The sequence below is a fragment of the Kitasatospora terrestris genome (assembly GCF_039542905.1).
Taxonomy (GTDB): Bacteria; Actinomycetota; Actinomycetes; order Streptomycetales; family Streptomycetaceae; genus Kitasatospora; species Kitasatospora terrestris.
Window position 1 is genome coordinate 419,934 of record NZ_BAABIS010000001.1, and the last position, 16,962, is coordinate 436,895.

General features: G+C 74.5%; 15 protein-coding genes and 2 pseudogenes. 7 read left to right on the top strand and 10 right to left on the bottom strand.

Annotation, left to right across the window (positions count from 1 at the left end; genetic code table 11):
* Positions 1 to 5 precede the first annotated feature (5 nt).
* On the top strand, positions 6 to 1,733 hold the full coding sequence (locus ABEB06_RS02050) for an amidase (protein ID WP_345695022.1): 1,728 nt from the start codon (positions 6 to 8) through the stop codon (positions 1,731 to 1,733).
* Positions 1,734 to 1,781: 48 nt separating this feature from the next.
* Here the strand turns inward: ABEB06_RS02050 and ABEB06_RS02055 are convergent, their stop codons facing one another.
* Genes ABEB06_RS02055 through ABEB06_RS02070 form a run of 4 tightly spaced genes read right to left on the bottom strand, consistent with a single transcriptional unit; the run spans position 1,782 to position 5,635 of the window.
* Positions 1,782 to 2,240 (bottom strand): MaoC family dehydratase, encoded by a 459-nt coding sequence (locus ABEB06_RS02055; RefSeq protein ID WP_345695023.1) that lies wholly within the window; start codon positions 2,238 to 2,240, stop codon positions 1,782 to 1,784.
* A gap of 39 nt (positions 2,241 to 2,279) precedes the next feature.
* Positions 2,280 to 3,800, bottom strand: coding sequence for an acyl-CoA synthetase (locus ABEB06_RS02060; protein WP_345695024.1), 1,521 nt, complete (start codon positions 3,798 to 3,800; stop codon positions 2,280 to 2,282).
* 10 nt (positions 3,801 to 3,810) lie between these two features.
* On the bottom strand, positions 3,811 to 4,683 hold the full coding sequence (locus ABEB06_RS02065) for an amidohydrolase family protein (RefSeq protein ID WP_345701716.1): 873 nt from the start codon (positions 4,681 to 4,683) through the stop codon (positions 3,811 to 3,813).
* A gap of 40 nt (positions 4,684 to 4,723) precedes the next feature.
* Entirely contained in the window at positions 4,724 to 5,635 is a 912-nt protein-coding gene (locus ABEB06_RS02070; RefSeq protein ID WP_345695025.1) for an SDR family oxidoreductase, read from the bottom strand.
* Positions 5,636 to 5,789: 154 nt separating this feature from the next.
* Here ABEB06_RS02070 and ABEB06_RS02075 point away from each other — a divergent pair, with 154 nt between their 5' ends.
* Positions 5,790 to 6,221, top strand: coding sequence for a MarR family winged helix-turn-helix transcriptional regulator (locus ABEB06_RS02075; protein WP_345695026.1), 432 nt, complete (start codon positions 5,790 to 5,792; stop codon positions 6,219 to 6,221).
* Positions 6,222 to 6,291: 70 nt separating this feature from the next.
* Here ABEB06_RS02075 and ABEB06_RS02080 read toward each other — a convergent pair whose 3' ends face one another.
* A complete protein-coding gene (locus tag ABEB06_RS02080; RefSeq protein ID WP_345695027.1) occupies positions 6,292 to 6,753 on the bottom strand; it encodes a DUF3237 domain-containing protein in 462 nt (153 codons plus the stop codon).
* 430 nt (positions 6,754 to 7,183) lie between these two features.
* Between ABEB06_RS02080 and ABEB06_RS02085 the strand changes: the two are divergent.
* From ABEB06_RS02085 to ABEB06_RS02105, 5 genes and pseudogenes are all read left to right on the top strand, one after another.
* A pseudogene (locus ABEB06_RS02085) lies at positions 7,184 to 7,894 on the top strand (ABC transporter substrate-binding protein); the annotation flags it as partial.
* 109 nt (positions 7,895 to 8,003) lie between these two features.
* Positions 8,004 to 8,255 (top strand): annotated as a pseudogene (locus tag ABEB06_RS02090) (ABC transporter substrate-binding protein); the annotation flags it as partial.
* A 416-nt stretch (positions 8,256 to 8,671) separates the two neighbouring features.
* A complete protein-coding gene (locus tag ABEB06_RS02095; protein WP_345695028.1) occupies positions 8,672 to 9,013 on the top strand; it encodes a DUF485 domain-containing protein in 342 nt (113 codons plus the stop codon).
* A complete protein-coding gene (locus ABEB06_RS02100) occupies positions 9,010 to 10,623 on the top strand; it encodes a sodium:solute symporter family transporter (protein ID WP_345695029.1) in 1,614 nt (537 codons plus the stop codon). Before ABEB06_RS02095 ends, ABEB06_RS02100 begins: the two co-directional genes overlap by 4 nt.
* A gap of 74 nt (positions 10,624 to 10,697) precedes the next feature.
* Positions 10,698 to 11,501 carry an alpha/beta fold hydrolase gene (locus ABEB06_RS02105; RefSeq protein ID WP_345695030.1) on the top strand — a complete coding sequence of 268 codons (804 nt, stop codon included), beginning with the start codon at positions 10,698 to 10,700 and terminating at the stop codon, positions 11,499 to 11,501.
* A 90-nt stretch (positions 11,502 to 11,591) separates the two neighbouring features.
* Here ABEB06_RS02105 and ABEB06_RS02110 read toward each other — a convergent pair whose 3' ends face one another.
* From ABEB06_RS02110 to ABEB06_RS02130, 5 genes are read right to left on the bottom strand one after another with little or no spacing between them, the layout of a single operon-like run.
* Entirely contained in the window at positions 11,592 to 12,371 is a 780-nt protein-coding gene (locus ABEB06_RS02110; RefSeq protein WP_345695031.1) for an ABC transporter ATP-binding protein, read from the bottom strand.
* Positions 12,364 to 13,389, bottom strand: coding sequence for an ABC transporter ATP-binding protein (locus ABEB06_RS02115; RefSeq protein WP_345695032.1), 1,026 nt, complete (start codon positions 13,387 to 13,389; stop codon positions 12,364 to 12,366). The genes ABEB06_RS02110 and ABEB06_RS02115 overlap by 8 nt, the downstream gene beginning before the upstream one ends.
* Positions 13,386 to 14,288: an ABC transporter permease gene (locus tag ABEB06_RS02120; RefSeq protein WP_345695033.1), complete on the bottom strand. Its 903-nt coding sequence runs from the start codon at positions 14,286 to 14,288 to the stop codon at positions 13,386 to 13,388. Before ABEB06_RS02120 ends, ABEB06_RS02115 begins: the two co-directional genes overlap by 4 nt.
* Positions 14,285 to 15,235, bottom strand: coding sequence for an ABC transporter permease (locus tag ABEB06_RS02125; protein ID WP_345695034.1), 951 nt, complete (start codon positions 15,233 to 15,235; stop codon positions 14,285 to 14,287). Before ABEB06_RS02125 ends, ABEB06_RS02120 begins: the two co-directional genes overlap by 4 nt.
* Entirely contained in the window at positions 15,232 to 16,911 is a 1,680-nt protein-coding gene (locus ABEB06_RS02130) for a CocE/NonD family hydrolase (RefSeq protein ID WP_345695035.1), read from the bottom strand. The genes ABEB06_RS02125 and ABEB06_RS02130 overlap by 4 nt, the downstream gene beginning before the upstream one ends.
* Positions 16,912 to 16,962: the final 51 nt, after the last annotated feature.

Consider the following 16,962-nt stretch of genomic DNA (forward strand, 5'->3'; position numbering starts at 1 on the left):
CCCGCATGACGCCCGCATTCGACGTTGTGGAGACCTGTATCGCCGACCTGCGCGCGGCTCTCGAGAAGGGCGAGACCACCTCGGTCGGGCTGCTCGAGGCCTACCTCGCGCGGATCGACGCCTACGACCGGCCCGGCACCGCCACCGCGCTCAACGCGATGGTCGTGATGAACCCCGAGGCCCGCGCCGAGGCGGAGGCCTCCGACGCGCGCCGCGCCCGCGGCGAGACGCTCGGCCCGCTCGACGGCATCCCGTACACCGCGAAGGACAGCTACCTGGCGAAGGGGCTGACGGCCGCGTCCGGCTCGCCCGCGTTCGAGCACCTGGTCGCGCAGCGCGACGCCTTCGCGATCGAGCGGCTGCGCGCGGGCGGGGCCGTCCTCATCGGCCTGACCAACATGCCGCCGATGGCCAACGGCGGCATGCAGCGCGGCGTCTACGGGCGGGCGGAGAGCCCGTACAGCGCCGAGTGGCTGACCAGCGCCTACGGCTCCGGCTCCTCCAACGGCTCCGGCACCGCGACCGCGGCCTCGTTCGGCGCGTTCGGCCTCGGCGAGGAGACCTGGTCCTCGGGTCGGGCGCCCGCGTCGAACAACGCGCTGTGCGCCTACACGCCCAGCCGCGGCGTGATCTCGGTGCGCGGCAACTGGCCGCTGGTGCCGACCATGGACGTCGTGGTGCCGCACACCCGCACCATGGCCGACCTGCTCGAACTGCTCGACGTGGTCGTGGCGGAGGACCCGCAGACCCGCGGCGACCTGTGGCGCGCGCAGCCCTGGATAGCGCTCCCGGCGGTGTCGCAGGTGCGCCCCGCCTCCTACCCGGCGCTCGCCCCCGCGGACCCGCGTGCCGCGCGGGCCGCGCTCGCCGGCAAGCGGGTGGGCGTCCCCCGGATGTACATCAACGCCGACCCCGAGGCCGGCACCAACCCCGAGGGCGGCATCGGCGGCCAGACCGGGCAGCGGATCGACACCCGGCCCTCGGTGATCGCCCTGTGGGAGGCGGCCCGCCGCGACCTGGAGGCGGCCGGCGCCGAGGTGGTCGAGGTCGGCTTCCCCGTCGTGTCGAACTACGAGGCCGACCGCCCCGGAGCCCCGTCGCTGTTCACCCGCGGCCTGGTCGGCCGGGACTTCCTCACCGTCGAGATCGAGGACCTCTCGGCCTGGGCCTGGGACGACTTCCTGCGCGCCAACGGCGACCCGGCGCTCGCCACCCTCGCCGAGGTCGACGGCGAGCGCATCTTCCCCAAGCACGAGGGCGAACTCCCGGACCGCTACGCCGGCTTCGACGACACGATCGGCGAGTACCCGCGCTTCGTGCGGGAGCGCCCGTACGCCTCCTTCACCGACATGCCGCACCTCGAGGCGGGGCTGCGCGGGCTGGAGGAGACCCGCCGGGTCGACCTGGAGCAGTGGATGGACGAACTGAGCCTGGACGCGGTGGTCTTCCCCGCCGTCGCCGACGTGGGGCCCGCGGACATGGACGTCTCCGAGGCGTCCGCCGACCTCGGCTGGCGCAACGGCGTCTGGGTCGCCAACGGCAACCTGGTGCCCCGCCACCTCGGCATCCCGACGGTGACCGTGCCCATGGGCACCATGGCCGACACCGGCATGCCGGTCGGCCTGACCTTCGCGGGCCGCGCCTACGAGGACAACCTCCTGCTGACCCTCGCCGCGGCCTTCGAGGCGACGGGCAGCCGCCGGACGGAGCCGCCGCGCACGCCGCGGCTGTAGGTGGCGCAGAGGGCTCCCGGACGGTCGCGGTCCCGGGAGCCCGCCGGCTCAGCTGTAGTGGCGGTAGACGGCCTCGGCGACGCAGGCCGGCTTCGCGCTGCCCTCGACCTCGACGGTGAAGGTCAGCGGCATCTGCACGCCGTTGCCCTTGACCTCCGCCACCTCGCCGACGGCGCCGTGCAGCCGGATCCTCGCGCCGACCGGCACGGGGCTCGGGAAACGGACCTTCTCCAGGCCGTAGTTGACGCTCATCGCGATGCCGTCGATCTCCAGCAGCTCGCCGAAGAGCGGGATGATCAGCGACAGGGTGAGGTAGCCGTGCGCGATCGGGCCGCCGAACGGGCCCTCCTTGGCCTTCTCCGGGTCGGTGTGGATCCACTGGTGGTCGTCGGTGGCGTCGGCGAAGGTGTTCACCCGGTCCTGGGTGATCTCGCGCCACTCGGTGCGGCCGAGGTCGGTGCCGGTCAGGGCCTTGAGTCCGTCGATGCCGCGGGCGGTGGTGGTCATGGGTGGTTCCTGTTCACTGGTAGGGGATCTGACGGTCAATCAGGACGCGTGCAGGTCGCGGACGGCGGGCTTGACGATCTTCCCGGAGGCCGTCCGCGGCAGGGTGTCCGCGAGCACCACGGACTTGGGGATCTTGTACTTGGCGAGCCGCCCCCGCAGGTGGTCGAGGATGTCCTGCTCGCCGGCGTCGGCGCCGGGCCGCAGGACGACGACGGCCCGGCCGACCTCGCCCCACCGCGGGTCGGGCACCCCGATGACGGCGCACTCCGCGACGGCGGGGTGGGCGAGGATCGCGTCCTCGACCTCGGCCGGGTAGACGTTCTCGCCGCCGGAGACGTACATGTCCTTCACCCGGTCGACGATGTACGCGTAGCCGTCCGCGTCGGTGCGGGCGATGTCGCCGGTGCGCAGCCAGTCGCCGTCGGCGAAGGCGGCGGCGGTGTCCTCGGGCCGTCCCCAGTACCCGGTCATCACGTGGGGGCCCTGGACCAGGACCTCGCCGCGCTCGCCCGGTGCGGCGTCGCGACCGTCGGCCCGCACGACGCGGGTGTCGGTGAAGAAGTGCGGCACCCCGGTGGAGCCGGCCTTGGCGGCGGCCTGCTCCTTGTCGAGGTAGAGCACGCCGGGGGACGCCTCGGTCATGCCGTAGCCCTGGCTGAAGGCCAGGCCGCGTTCGAGGTAGGCGGCGATGGTGCGGGCGGGCACCGGGGCGCCGCCGCAGTTGAGGGAGCGCAGGCTGGAGAGGTCGGTGGTGGCCCACCGCGGCAGGGCGGCCATCGCGTCGTACATGGTCGGGACGCCGAACATGTAGGTGACGCCGAGCCGTTCGACGGTCTCCAGCACCCGCTGGGCGTCGAAGGCGCCGTGCAGCACCACCCGGCCGCCCTTGAGCAGGGTGGGCAGGCAGGTCATGTTGAGGCCGCCGGTGTGGAACAGCGGGGCGACGACCAGGGTCACCTCGTCGCCGGCCAGGTCGGTGTCGACGAGGACGTTGACGCTGTTCCAGGTGATGTTGGCGTGGGAGAGCACCGCGCCCTTGGGGCGGCCGGTGGTCCCCGAGGTGTACATGATCATGCACGGGTCGTCCGGGGCGACGGCGACGTCCAACGGCTCCTCGCAGGCGCCGGCGAGCAGCTCCTCGTACCCGAGGACGCCCTCGGCGGGGCCCGCGAGCGCGATCCGCAGCCGCACGCCCGCCCGGTCGGCCGCGGCCCGGGCGGCCCCGGCCTGCTCCGGCGCGTGCACCAGCACGGTGCTGCCCGAGTCGGCGAGGTTGTACGCCAGTTCCGGTGCGGCGAGCCGGGTGTTGAGCGGCACGAAGACCGCCCCGAGCGCCACGGCGGCGAACAGCGCCTCCAGGAAGGCCGGGTGGTTGGGGCCCAGGTAGGCGACCCGGTCGCCCTGCGCCACGCCCAGCGCGCGCAGGCCGTGGGCCAGGCGCAGCACGCGGCGGTGCAGTTCGCGGTAGGTCCGGGAGCCCTCCTCGTGGACGACGGCGACCCGGTCGGGGGTCTTGCGGGCCCGGCGGGCCGGCCACGAGCCGATGCCTTGGTTCAGCACGGGGACTCCTTCAGTCCGTGAGCAGCCCGAGCAGCCGGGCGGCGTTCTCCTTGAGGATCTTCGGCCGCACCTCGGGCTTGATGTCGAGCTGCGCGAAGTCGGCCAGCCACCGGTCGGGGGTGATGACGGGGTAGTCGGAGCCGAAGAGCACCTTGTCCTTGAGCAGGGTGTTGGCGTAGCGCACCAGCTGCGGCGGGAAGTACTTCGGCGACCAGCCGGAGAGGTCGATGTACACCTGCGGCTTGTGGGTGGCGACCGCGAGCGCCTCGTCCTGCCAGGGGAAGGACGGGTGGGCCAGGATGATCCGCAGCTCCGGGAAGTCCACGGCGACGTCGTCGACCAGCATCGGGTTCGAGTACTTCAGCCGGATGCCGCCGCCGCCCGGCACGCCGGCGCCGATGCCGGTCTGCCCGGTGTGGAACAGGGCGGGCACGCCGAGTTCCTCGATGGCCTCGTACAGCGGGTAGGCCAGCGGGTCGTTCGGGGCGAAGGCCTGGATGCTGGGGTGGAACTTGAAGCCGCGGACGCCGTGCTCCTCGACCAGGCGCCGGGCCTCGCGGACGCCGGCGCGGCCCTTGTGCGGGTCGATGCCGGCGAAGGGGATCAGCACGTCGGGGTGGGCGGCGCAGCTCTCGGCGATCTCCTCGTTGGCGATCCGCGGGTGGCCGGTGGCGTGTTCGGCGTCGACGGTGAAGACGACGGCGGCCATCCGCCGCTCGCGGTAGTGCTCGGCCATCTCGTCGATGGTGGGCTGCCGGTGGCCGTGGGCCTTGAAGTAGGCCTCGGAGGCGCCGAACAGCTCGGGGCTGAGCGCGCCGTGGCCGTCCTTGGAGACCTCGGCGTGGGTGTGCATGTCGATGGCGGTGAGCCGGTCGACGTCCAGGGCGGGGGCCGGTGCGGGCGCGGGGGTGGGGTCGGGCACGTCAGGCCTCCGGGGCCTTGGGGGCGGGGATGCCGTAGCTCTCGGGCTCGGCGCCGACGCCGTCCTGCCACTGGGCGGCGATGGTCTCGGCGCTCCAGCCGCCGTCGGCGAGGGCGACGGCCTTCTCCTGGGGGTGGGCCCACAGCGCGAGGCGGTCGCCGCCGATGCCGATGGCCTGGCCGGTGACGTCCTTGGCGGCGTCGGAGGCGAGGAAGGTGATCAGGGCGGCGACGTCCTCGACGGTGCCGAGGCCCTCCTGCTTGCGCAGCCAGTCGGGCAGCGGGCTGCCGGTGCGCTCGGCCTCCTCGATGACCGGGGCGAAGGCCGGGATGGTGCGGGTCATCTCGGTGGCGGCGACCGGGACGACGGCGTTGACGGTGATGCCGGCGCGGGAGAGCTCCATGGCCCAGGTGCGGGCCATCGCGACGACGCCGGCCTTGGCGGCGGCGTAGTTGGTCTGGCCGAAGTTGCCGCGCTGGCCGGCCGGGGAGGAGATCAGGACGAGGCGTCCGCCGGTGCCCTGCTCGCGCATCCGGACGGCGGCGGCGCGGGCGCAGGTGAAGGTGCCGCGCAGGTGGACGCGGACGACGTCGTCGAAGTCCTCGTCGGTCATCTTCCACAGCACCCGGTCGCGCAGGATGCCGGCGTTGGTGACCAGGACGTCGAGGCTGCCGAACTCGGTCACGGCGGTGTCGACCAGCAGCTGGGCGGCGGCGCTGTCGCCGACCGCGGCGACGGCGCCGGTGGCGCGGCCGCCGGCGGCGGTGATGGTGGCGACGGCGGCGTCGACGGCGGCGCGGTCGACGTCGTTGACGACGACGGCGGCGCCGGCCGCGGCGAGGGCCCGGGCGTACGCGAGTCCGAGTCCGCGGCCGCTGCCGGTGACGACGGCGACCTTGCCCTGGAGATCCATGAGGGTGCACCTCTCGTAGGGGTGGTGGGGAGGGGGAAGGTCAGGATCGACAGGAATCCTGATGAACGGCAGTGTGGTCAATCATCAGGATTCCTGTCAATGCCCTAGGCTTGGCCCCGCCGCCGCACCGGCGGCGGACGGCGAAGGGAACGAGATGGACCGACCCGCAGTGACCGGCACCTCGCTGCTGTACCTGGTCAAGAGGACCGAGCTGGCGGTGCGCGCCCGGCTCGACGAGCTGCTCAAGCCCGCCGGCATCACGGCGCTGCAGTACACCGCGCTCACCGTGCTGGAGCGCCACGACGGCATTTCGGCCGCCCAGCTGGCCCGCGACTCCTTCGTCACGGCCCAGTCGATGGCCGACATGGTCCGCGCCCTGGAGAGCCGCGGGCTGATCCGCCGCGAGCCCAACCCCGGCAACCGCCGCGAGCGCCTGGTCCTGCTCGCCGAGCCCGGCCGGCGGCTGCTCGCCGAGTACGCCGGACCGGCCCGGGAGCTGGAGGCGCGGATGGTCGCCGGCCTCACCGCCGAGCAGGTCGACGGCTTCCGCGAGGCGCTGAACGCGGCCTGGCGCGCCCTGTCCTGAACCATCGCGCCCGAACCGCCGCGCACCGCCGGTGGCCCCTCCCCGCCCGGGGGCCACCGGCGGTCGCGGGTCAGTCCAGCGCGTACATCCGGATGACGACCGCGCGGTCGCCGTCCGGGCGGGCGAGGCCGACGAAGACGGTCTCGGCGAGCCAGCGGTGGGCCGGGGCGTCCGTCCGGAAGACCGGGGACGTCCGGTAGTAGTGCCCGGCCTCGCTGACCTGCAGCTCCCCGTCGAACTGGTCCGGGCTGGCGGCCTTGGGCGCGTAGAAGCCGCGGTTGACGATGTCGATCACCGCGCCGTCCTCGGCGCGCAGCAGGTAGCGCGCGTCGAGCTCGCAGACCTCGCCGCGGGTGCTGCTCCAGTCGCCCCCGCCGGGCAGCACCTCCCCGCGCAGCAGGGGCCCGTCGACGCTGCCGCCGGTGATCGGGGTGAATTCGGTGACCTCGCCGTCGCCGTGGCCGATGTGGAGCGTCTCGGCCACCTCCGCCCGGATCTCGAAGGCGAAACGCAGGGCCGGGGTGAAGGACATGAGGGTTCTCCAATGCCTCGGAACTAGCTCTTGACTCGCCAGCTCACCAGATGCGAGCGTGACATGCAACAACGTTATATGACGTTAGTTTACGACGTCTCGTCGTCCGCGCTCCCCCCCTCCTCCCGAGCGCCCCTCCCCCTCACTCCTCCTCGACAGGAGCACAGCCATGGCTGCGAAGAAGTCGGTGCTGACGCTGCTCACGGGCCTCGGCCTGCTGGCCGCCACCGCCTGCACCTCCTCCCCGACCGGCGGCGACGCCGCCCCCGGGGCCGCGCACCTCACCACCACCACGACCGCGGGCGACGCCGACCTCTCCAAGGTCACCTGGGCACTCCCCTACGGCGAACCCACCACCCTGGACCCGGCGAAGATCGGCGACTACTCCCCGCAGACCGTCGAGGCCAACCTCTGCGACACCCTGACCCGGATGAACGCGGACTTCTCGCTGGGCCCCGGCCTCGCGCAGAAGGTCACCTGGGCCGACGAGCACACCCTGGTCCTCGACCTGCGCTCCGACGTGACCTTCTGGGACGGCTCCCCGATGACCCCGCAGGACGTCGTGTACAGCCTGGAACGCCAGCGCGACCCGAAGACCCAGGCGCTGTACGGCAACTACCTCGCCGCCGTCACCGCGATCACCGCCACCGGCCCGCACCAGGTGACGCTCGCCACCAGGAGCTACGACCGGACGCTCCCCAAGGCGCTCTCCACCTCCTTCGGCGCGGTGAACCAGCGCGCGTACACCGAGAAGGCCGGCGCCGCCTACGGCACCGCCAAGGGCGGCCTGATGTGCACCGGGCCGTTCAAGCTGGGCTCCTGGGAGTCCGGCAGCGGCATCACCCTGGAACGCAACACCGCCTACTGGGACGCCGCGCTGAAGCCCAAGGCGCACCAGGTCCTCTTCCGGTTCATCACCAACAGCAACACGCTGACCGGCGCCCTGCTCTCCGGCGAGGTCGACGGCACCTACGAGCTGCCGCCGAGCAGCGCCACCGCCCTCGCCCGGACCGGCAACGGCGCGATCCACCTCGGGCCGTCCACCCAGAACGTGCTGCTCATCCCGGCCAACGCCGACTCCCCCGCCACCGACCACCGGCGCCTGGACGCGCTCTCCCGGGTGATCGACCGCGAGGCACTGATCAGGAACGTCTTCGGCGGCGACGCCACCCCGCTGAAGTCGCTCGTCCCCCCCGGCCACCTGGGGCGGCGACCAGGCCGCCGCCACCTTCGACGCCGCCTACCAGGCCCTGCCCGCCGTCCCCGCCCCGGACACCGCCAAGGCCAAGGAGCTCGCCCAGCAGGCCGGCCCGCTCACCCGCCCGCTGACCGCCGCCATCCCGGCGGGCGACCAGCGCTCGCTCCAGGCGATGACCTTCATCCAGGCCGCGGCCAAGAAGATCGGCATCGACATCGAGATCAAGCAGCTGCAGCCCACCGAGATGTCCTCGCTGTTCTACGACCCGTCCGTCCGCAGGAGCCTCGACCTGGTGCTCACCTTCGGCTACGTCACCATGCCCGACCCGGCCTCGTACGTCGCCGAGATGGTCACCCCGCGCGGCATCTTCAACTGGACCGGCTACGACGACGCCGAGGTGACCCGCCTGCTCGACCAGGCCCGCACCGCCACCGACCCGACCGCCTCCGCCACCGCGTACGCCGGTGCCCAGGCGCTGTTCACCCCCCACCGCGCCGGCGGTCTACCTGGCCACCACGCACGAGCGGATGTTCATGAACAAGCGCCTCTCCGGCGCGCCGACCTCCTTCGCCTACCTGGGCATGCCGTGGGCCGCAGCCCTCGGCGGCACCGGCAAGTAGCCCGGCCACACCGACTCCCCGCGCCCCCGGCGGTCCTGCCGACCGCCGGGGGCGCGGCACGTCCGCCCCCCTCCAGCACCGAGCACCCGGAGTCCTCCCGATGCCCCCGTTCGACCAGGCGCTGCACGAACCACCGGGGTTCGACCCCGCCGCCCACCCCTCCTTCGCCCGGCTGCGCCGCACCACCCGCCGGCTGCGGCGCCGGCTGCTGGCCGCCAACGCCGCCGCCGGGCTCCTGACCGCCCTCGCCCCGCTGACCGGCGGCGGCCTCGCCACCCCGCTGCTGGGCGGCTACACCGTCGGCATGCTGCTGCTCAGCCTCCAGGCCGCCACCCTGCTGGGCTCCGCCGCCTGGTACGAGCGCGCCTGCCGCACCCACGGCGACCCGCACGCCGACGCCCTCGCGGCGGCCGCGCACGACCGCGGGAGGGCCCGGCCGTGACCGCCTCCGCCGTCCTCCTCGCCGCCGACCAGGGCTCGCTGCTCTCGCCGCTGACCGCCTTCCTGGTGGTGATCTGCCTCTGCTTCCTGCTCTGCCTGGTCGCCGGCGTCGCCAACGACACCGCCGCCGACTTCTGGACGGCCGAGCGCTCGATGCCCGCGCTGCGCAACGCCCTCGCCCTGTGCGGCGACTACCTCCCCGCGACCGCCCTGCTCAGCCCGGTCGGCACCGTCGCCCTCGCCGGGTACGACGGCATGGCGACCGCCGCGAGCGCCGCCGCGAGCACGGCCGTGCTGCTGGTCCTCGCCGAGCCGCTGCGCAACACCGGCCGGTTCACCCTGGGGTCGGTGCTCGCCTCCCGCGCGCCCGGGCCCGCCGGGCGGGCCGCCCGGATCGCGGGCGCGGTGACCACGCTGGCGGTCTGCGTCCCGCTGGCCGTCGTGCAGCTCAGGGTCGCGGGCGAGGCCACCGCGTACGTCCTCGGGTCGCGCACCCCCGGGGCGGCGCTGGTCTGCACGGTGCTCAGCGGACTGCTGATCACCACCTTCGCGGCCTTCGGCGGCATGCGCGGCACCGGCATGATCCAGACCGGCAAGACCCTCCTGGTGCTCGGCGTGGTCGTCGCCCTCGCGGTGGCCGCCGGCGGCGCGCTCCACTGGGACTTCGACGCGCTCATGGACCGCTCGGCGATCGGCGGGGGCGGCGCGGCCGTCTTCCACGCCCCCGGCCTGCTCTTCGGGCCCGGCGCGCCCGGCCCGCTCGAACAGTTCTCGCTCTGCCTGACCGTGGCGCTCGGGTCCGCCGTCGTCCCGCCCCTGCTGATGCGCGTCGGTGCCTCCCTCGACGGCCGCGCCGCCCGGCGCGCCACCGGGTGCGCCGCCGCCGTGATCAGCGTCTTCTACGGCCTGGTGGTCCTGCTCGGCCTGGCCGCCGCCGCGGTCGTCGGCGTCCGCGGGATCGCCACCGACGACCCGCAGGGCAACTCCGCGCTGCTCCTGCTCACCGACGCCCTCGCCCACGGCGCCGGCGGCCGGGTGCTGTTCACCGCGGTCGCCTGCGCCGTCTTCGTCACCGCGCTCGCCTCCGTCGCCGGGCTCACCCTCGCCGGCGCCGCAGCCCTCTCCCACGACCTGCACACCGGGGTGCTGCGCCGCGGCCGCTCCACCGACCGGCGGGAGCTCGCCGCCGCCCAGTGGTCGATCGTGGCGGTGGGCGTGGTCGCGGTCGGGCTGGCCGTCCTGCTGCGCGGCTGGAGCATCCTCTTCCTGGCCTCCTTCGCGGCCGCCGCCGCGGCCTCGGTGATCCTGCCCGCCCTGCTCTACACCCTCTTCTGGCCCGGCTTCTCCCGGCTCGGGATGCTGTGGACGCTGCACGGCTCACTCGCCTGCTGCGTCCTGCTGCAGCTCTTCGGCCCGACCGTGTCGGGGCAGCCGTACTCGCTGCTCCCCGGCGTCGACTTCCACTGGTTCCCGCTGCAGAACATCGCCGTGGCCACCGTCCCCGTCGGCTTCCTGCTCGGCTGGGCCGGCAGCCGCCTGCGGCCCCCGACGCCCGCCGAACGGGCGGCCTGCACCGCGGCGGAGACCGCGGTCCTGGTCGGCCGGACCTGAGCGCGCCCCGGCCCGCTGGCCCGGCGCGGGCGCCGACCTCACGATGAGGAGGACAGGTGCGGAGAGGACAGCCGATGGACCCGACCGACGTCGCGTGGGACCTGGCCGTCGCCGGGCCGGCCGGTGCCCGCCAGGCGGTGCTGCTGCTCCCCGGCGGGCTGAACTCCGCCCGGTCGTACGCCGAGGTGATGGCCGAGCCCGCACTCGCCGGGGTGCGGCTGCTCGCCGCGACCCTGCCGGGACACTGCGGGACGGCGCCGCCGGAGGACTTCACGGTCGGCACCCTGGCCCGGCACACCGCCCGGCTGGCCGAGGAGCGGTCCGTCGACGTCGTGGTGGGATTCAGCATGGGCGCCACGGTCGCGGCCGAGATGGTCGCGACCGGCGCGTTCACCGGCCCGACCGTACTGCTGGGCATCAGCATGTCCCCCGCGGACGAACCCGCGTTCTTCCGGGCCCTCTGCCGCCTGGGCGACGTCCTCGGCCCGCTGCCGTCCGCCGCCCTGCTGAAGCTGATGGGCCCGGCCTCGAAAGGCATGCGCGTGCCGCCCGAGCGCCGGGCCGAACTCCTCCGCGACCTGCGGCGGAACGAGCCGCGCGCGGTGCGCCGGATCCTCCGCGGCTACCTGGACCACCTCGGCACCCACGAGCGGCCCGCCGTACGCCTGTGTGCGGCGGGCGTGCCGGTCTGGGTCGTGCACGCGGAGAAGGGCGACGGCGGGCTCACCGCCGACGAGCGGCGCACGTTGGACGCCTGCCCGCACGCGACGGTGGTCACGGTTCCCGGCTCCAGCTTCTTCCTGCCCAACGAGGAGCCGGGACGGATCGCCGACGTCCTGGTGGAGGCGCTGGCGGTGGCGGGAGCCGGTCCGCGCTGAGACCGCCGTCCGTCCGGCGGCGGAAGCACCGGGAGCGCCCGCCCCGTCGACTTCGCTGTGCGGGGCGGGCGCTCTCGTGGTGACGGGGGGTCAGGCGGCGGACCTGCGCTGCGGCTTCCAGCCGGGCTTGGGGACGGAGGCGAGCAGGCGCCGCGTGTACGGGTCCTGCGGGGTGCCGAGGACGTCGGCGACCGGGCCGCGTTCGACGACCCGGCCGGCCCGCATCACCAGGACGTCGTCGCTGATGTGCCGGACGGCGCCGAGGTCGTGGGTGATGAACAGCAGCGCCGTGCCGGTGTCGGCGCGGATGCGGGCCAGCAGGCCGAGGACCTGCGCCTGGATGGAGACGTCCAGGGCCGCGATCGCCTCGTCCAGGATCAGCACCTGCGGCTCGGCGGCGAGCGCGCGGGCGATCGCCGCGCGCTGGCGCTGCCCGCCGGAGAGCGCCCGGGGCAGGGAGCGGGCCTGGCGTTCGTCCAGGCCCACCATGTCGAGCAGGTCGGCGACCCGGGCGCGCAGCGCGTCGGCGGGCAGCGGGCGGTGCAGGCGGACGGCCTCGGCCACGGCGTCGCCGATGCGCTGGCGGCGGTCGAGCGAGGAGTACGGGTCCTGGAAGACCATCTGGATCTGCCGTCCCCGGGCCCGGCGCTCGCGCGAGCCGATCCGGCCGGGCCGGCGCTCCTCGCCGGCGACGGTGATCCGGCCGGCGGTGGGCGTCTCCAGTCCCGCGATCATGCGGGCGGTGGTGGTCTTGCCGGAGCCGGACTCGCCGACGATCGCCAGCGAGCCCTGGGCGGGGAGCGCGAAGGCGACCTCGTCGACGGCGACGAAATCGCCGTACTCCTTGCGCAGGTCGTGGACCTCAAGCATGGCTGCCGGCCTCCTCGGACGAGTGCGGGTGCGGGTGCGGGTGCGGGTGCGGGTGCGGGTGCGGGACGTGGCAGGACGCCGTGGACGCGCCGACGGCGGACGGCCGCGGCCGCTCCTCGCGGCAGCGCTCCACCACGCGCTGGCAGCGGTCGGCGAAGGCGCATCCGTCGGGGGCCTCGAAGCCGGAGAGCGGCCGGCCGTCGATGGCGCGCAGCGCGGCGCCGGCGTCGTCGACCGAGGGGCGGGAGGCGAGCAGCGCCCGCGTGTAGGGGTGGGCGGCGCCGCCGCGCAGCCGGTCGGCGGGGAGCTCCTCGACGGTCGAGCCGGCGTACATCACGGCGACCCGGTCGCAGACGGCGGCGGCGAGTTCCAGGTCGTGGGTGATGAACAGCATCGCCAGTCCGCGGGCCGCGCGGGTCTCGGCGACGATGGCCATCACCTCCTCCTGGGTGGTGACGTCGAGGGCGGTGGTCGGCTCGTCGGCGAGCAGCAGGCGCGGCTCGGCGGCGAGCGCGGCGGCGATCATGACGCGTTGCAGCAGGCCGCCGGAGAGCTCGTGGGGGCGTTGGCGCATCCGCCGTTCGGCGTCCGCGATGCCGACCTCGCGCAGGATCCGGGTGACCCTGGCGACCGCGTCGGCGGCCGGGAGGCGGCGGGCGGCGGTGAGCCCTTCGGTCAGGAAGTCGCCGATGCTGCGGGCCGGGTTGATGTGGGCCCGCGGGTCCTGGAAGACCATGGCGACGTCGCCGGCGCGGAAGGCCCGCAGGCGTTCGGGGGTCATCGCCGGGACGGACTCGCCCGCGAACAGCAGCTCGCCGTGGATCCGGGCGGCCGCGGGCAGCAGGCGCAGCACCGAGCGGGCGGTGAGCGACTTGCCGGAGCCGGACTCGCCGACCAGGGCGAGGGCTGCGCCCTCGGGGACGGTCAGGTCGGCGCGGTGGACGACGGTGCGCAGCGCGCCGTCGAGCGGCAGGTCGATCCGCAGTCCGCGGATCTCCAGCAGGGGTCGGGGGCTCATGCGTTCGCTCCGGGCAGGCGTCGGGACAGGCCGGTGCCCAGCAGGTTGAACGCGACGACGACGACCAGGACGGCGAGGCCGGCGTAGAGCGACTGCTGCGGCTGGCCGGCGAGGATGGAGGGTGCCCCGTTGGACACCATCAGGCCCCACTCGGGGGCGGGCGGCCGGCTGCCGAGGCCGAGGAAGGAGATCGCGGCGACGTCGAGCAGCGCGTAGCCGAAGCCGATGGTGGCCTGGACGAGGACGAGCGGCAGCAGGTTGGGCAGCAGGTGCCGCAGCCAGATCCGGGCGGTCGGGGCGCCGAGCAGCTGGAGCGCCGACACGTACGGCAGGTGGCGTTCGCGGATCGCGGCGGAGCGCACCACGCGGGTGACCAGGGGCAGGTAGGCGACGGACAGGGCGGCGATCGGCGCGGCGAGGCCGGCGCCGAAGACGGCGGCGGCGATCACGGCCATGATCAGGCCGGGGAAGCCGAAGACGATGTCCAGGGCGCCGGAGACGATCCGGTCGAGCAGGCCGCCGGACCAGGCGGCGGCCAGGGCGAGCAGGGTGCCGAGCGTGGTGGACACCAGGATCACCACGGCGGGGGCGGCGAGGCTGGCCCGGGCCCCGGTGATCAGCCGGGAGAGCAGGTCGCGCCCGGTGTCGTCGGTGCCGAGCGGGTGGGCCGGGGACGGTCCGGCGTTGACACCGAGCGGGTCGACGGCGTTGGGGTCGTGCGGGGCGATCAGCGGCCCGAGGACGGCCAGCAGGACGAACAGCGCGACCACGCAGCCGGCGACGGGGGTGAGGCGGTCGCGCGGGGCGCGGGGCTTCGGCGCGGCGGCGGTGCGGGTCTCCGGCACGGCGGCGGTGCGGGTGGACCGGGCGGTGGCGCGGGTGGACCGGGCGGTGGTCATCTCGCCCCCTTCTGGGCGGCTCGGGGGTCGAGGGCGGCGCTGACCAGGTCGACGGCGGTGTTCAGGACGACGAACACCACCACGAAGATCAGCGAGACGGCCTGGACCACGGCCATGTCCTGCTTGGACGCGGCCTCGATCATGAGGGCTCCCAGCCCTCCGGTGCCGAACGCCTGCTCGGCGACGGCGGCGGTGGCGATCAGTCCGGCGACGGCGACGCCGGAGACGGCGAACACCGGGCCGGAGGCGTTGTGCAGGACGTGCCTGCGGATCACCGTCCGCTCGGGGACGCCGCGGCTGCGCGCGGTCTCCACGTGCTCGCCGCGCAGCTCGGCGCGGACGGCGGTGCGGGTGACCTGGGCGACGTAGCCGATCCAGGTCATCGCCAGCGCGACGGCGGGCAGCGTCAGGTGCGAGAGGGTGCCGGCGAGGCCCTCGCCGGACCCGTACACCGGGAACCACGGGAGGCGGACGGCGAACAGCCAGATCAGCAGGACCGCGAGGACGAAGGTCGGCACCGCCATCGCGCCGGCGGTGAGGCCGGTGGCCAGCGTCTCCGTCCGGCCGCCGCGCAGCGCCGAGACGGTGCCGACGGCGATGCCCGCGGCCAGCACCAGCACGGCGGCGTAGCCGACCAGGGCAAGGGTGTCGCCCGCGCGGGCGCCGATCAGGTCGGCGACGGAGTCGCGGTAGACCAGGGAGCGGCCGAAGTCACCGTGCAGGCAGTCGCCGAGCCAGTGCCAGTAGCCCTGGAGGAACGGGTCGTCGAGGCGGTACTCCCGGTGGATCTGCGCCAGCACGGCCGGGTCGGGGTTGCGGCTGCCACCGACCAGCAGGGTGGCCGGGTCACCGGGGGTGAGGAACATGGCGCCGTGGATGGCCAGGCTGGAGGCGAACACGGTCACCAGCAGCATGCCGAGCCGGGAGGCGACGTACCGCGGGGTCATCGGGGCTCCCCGCTTCCGGGCAGGACGGTCAGGCGCAGCCGGGAGGGGTGGGCGGGCCCGGTGCGCAGCGTCTGGACGCTCGCCTTCGGTGTCGTCGTGGTCCACGGGCTCTCCGCCGTACCGGAGTTGGGGAGGTGGTTCGGGAAGTCGCTGGAGGCGACCAGCAGCGCGAGGCGGTGGCCGGGGCGGAGCCGGTAGCCGGTGTGGCCGAGCGCGATCTCCAGCTCGCCGGGCCGGTCGGCCTGGGCGCAGCCGCGCAGCACCAGGCGGGCGGTGCCGTCGGGGGCGAGGTCGAGCAGCCGGACGAACACGTCGTAGCCGGGGGCGGTGCTCTCGACGTGCAGCACCGCGTGCGCGGGGCCGGCGAGGTCGAGCGGGGTCTCGGCGGCGGGGGTGGTGAAGACCAGGACGTCGTCGCGGTCGAGGGTGGCCCGCTCGTCGGCGTGGTCGCGCAGCTGCAGGAAGGTGTCGGCGGCGGCGGAGGGGACCAGGTCGTCCGGGTCGTAGCGCCAGTCGACCGCCTCTGCGGCGGGCGCCGGGTCAGTGCCGAGGCGGCCGCCGGGGACGGGTCCGGTCGCGGCGGCCGGGTCGGCGAGGTGCAGTTCGGTCTCCACCGCCTCCGGGAGCGGCCAGCTCTCGGCGGTGCGCCAGCCGACGTGCCCGAGCCGCCAGCGGACCCGGGGCAGGGACTCGGGCCGGGCGGTGCCCTTGAGGAAGACGTCGAAGAAGTCGGCGGCCGGCCCGGTGTAGCGGTCGATCATGCGGTCGAGGGCGGCGTCGTCGGCCAGGTGGTCGTCCTCGGGCCGGACGGGGGCGCTCTCCAGGAAGTAGTTCTCGTGGTCGATGGTGTCGGCGAGCAGGTACTGCACGGCCGACCAGCCGGGGCGCCGGGCCAGCTCGGTCCAGTCCCGCATGTGGGCGGTGCCGAGGTTGTCGAACCAGCCGACGCAGTGCAGCACCGGCACCGGCCGCGCGTCGTACGGGTGCGGCCCGTTGTAGGGGGCGAGCGGGATGCCCGCGACGATCAGGTCGAAGCCCGCCGAGCGCTTGCCGATGGCGGCGAACGCCTCCTCGTACGCGGCGGCGACCGGACGCCGGGTCAGGTCGAGGTCGAACTCGTGGATGTCGTTGTCCACCCACACCTGCGCCTGGTAGGTGGCGCCCTCCAGCCAGAGCGGCTGCGGGCCGGCCCCGGTGTCGTAGCCGGCGATGCCCGGGCCGTTGCCGGTGCAGGTCACCCGGGGGACGATCGCGCGCAGCGCCGGGTGCTCGCTGGAGACGGCCGACCACTGGGTGAAGCCGTAGTAGGAGTCGCCGAACATGCCGACGATCCCGTCGGACCAGGGCTGGTGGGTGATCCACTCGATGGTGTCGTAGCCGTCGTCCACCTCGCCGGTCCAGCCGAGGGTCCGGCCCTGCGAGCGGAACTTGCCGCGGACGTCCTGGACGACGACGGCGTAGCCGCGGGCGGTGAACCGCTCGGCGATCCGGTCGAAGAAGACGTACCGGCTGTTCTTGTCGTACGGCAGTCGGGCGAGGACGGTCGGCACCGGCCCGTCCCCGCCCGGGGTGTAGACGTCGGTGGCCAGCAGCACTCCGTCACGCATGCGCACCATGTGCTGCCGGGCGTGCGGGGGGACGGGCTGCGGGGTGACGCGCTGGACGGCAAGGCTCATAGGGGCCCTCCAGGGAAGCGAATCTTTGGAAAACAACGTGATACAACAGCG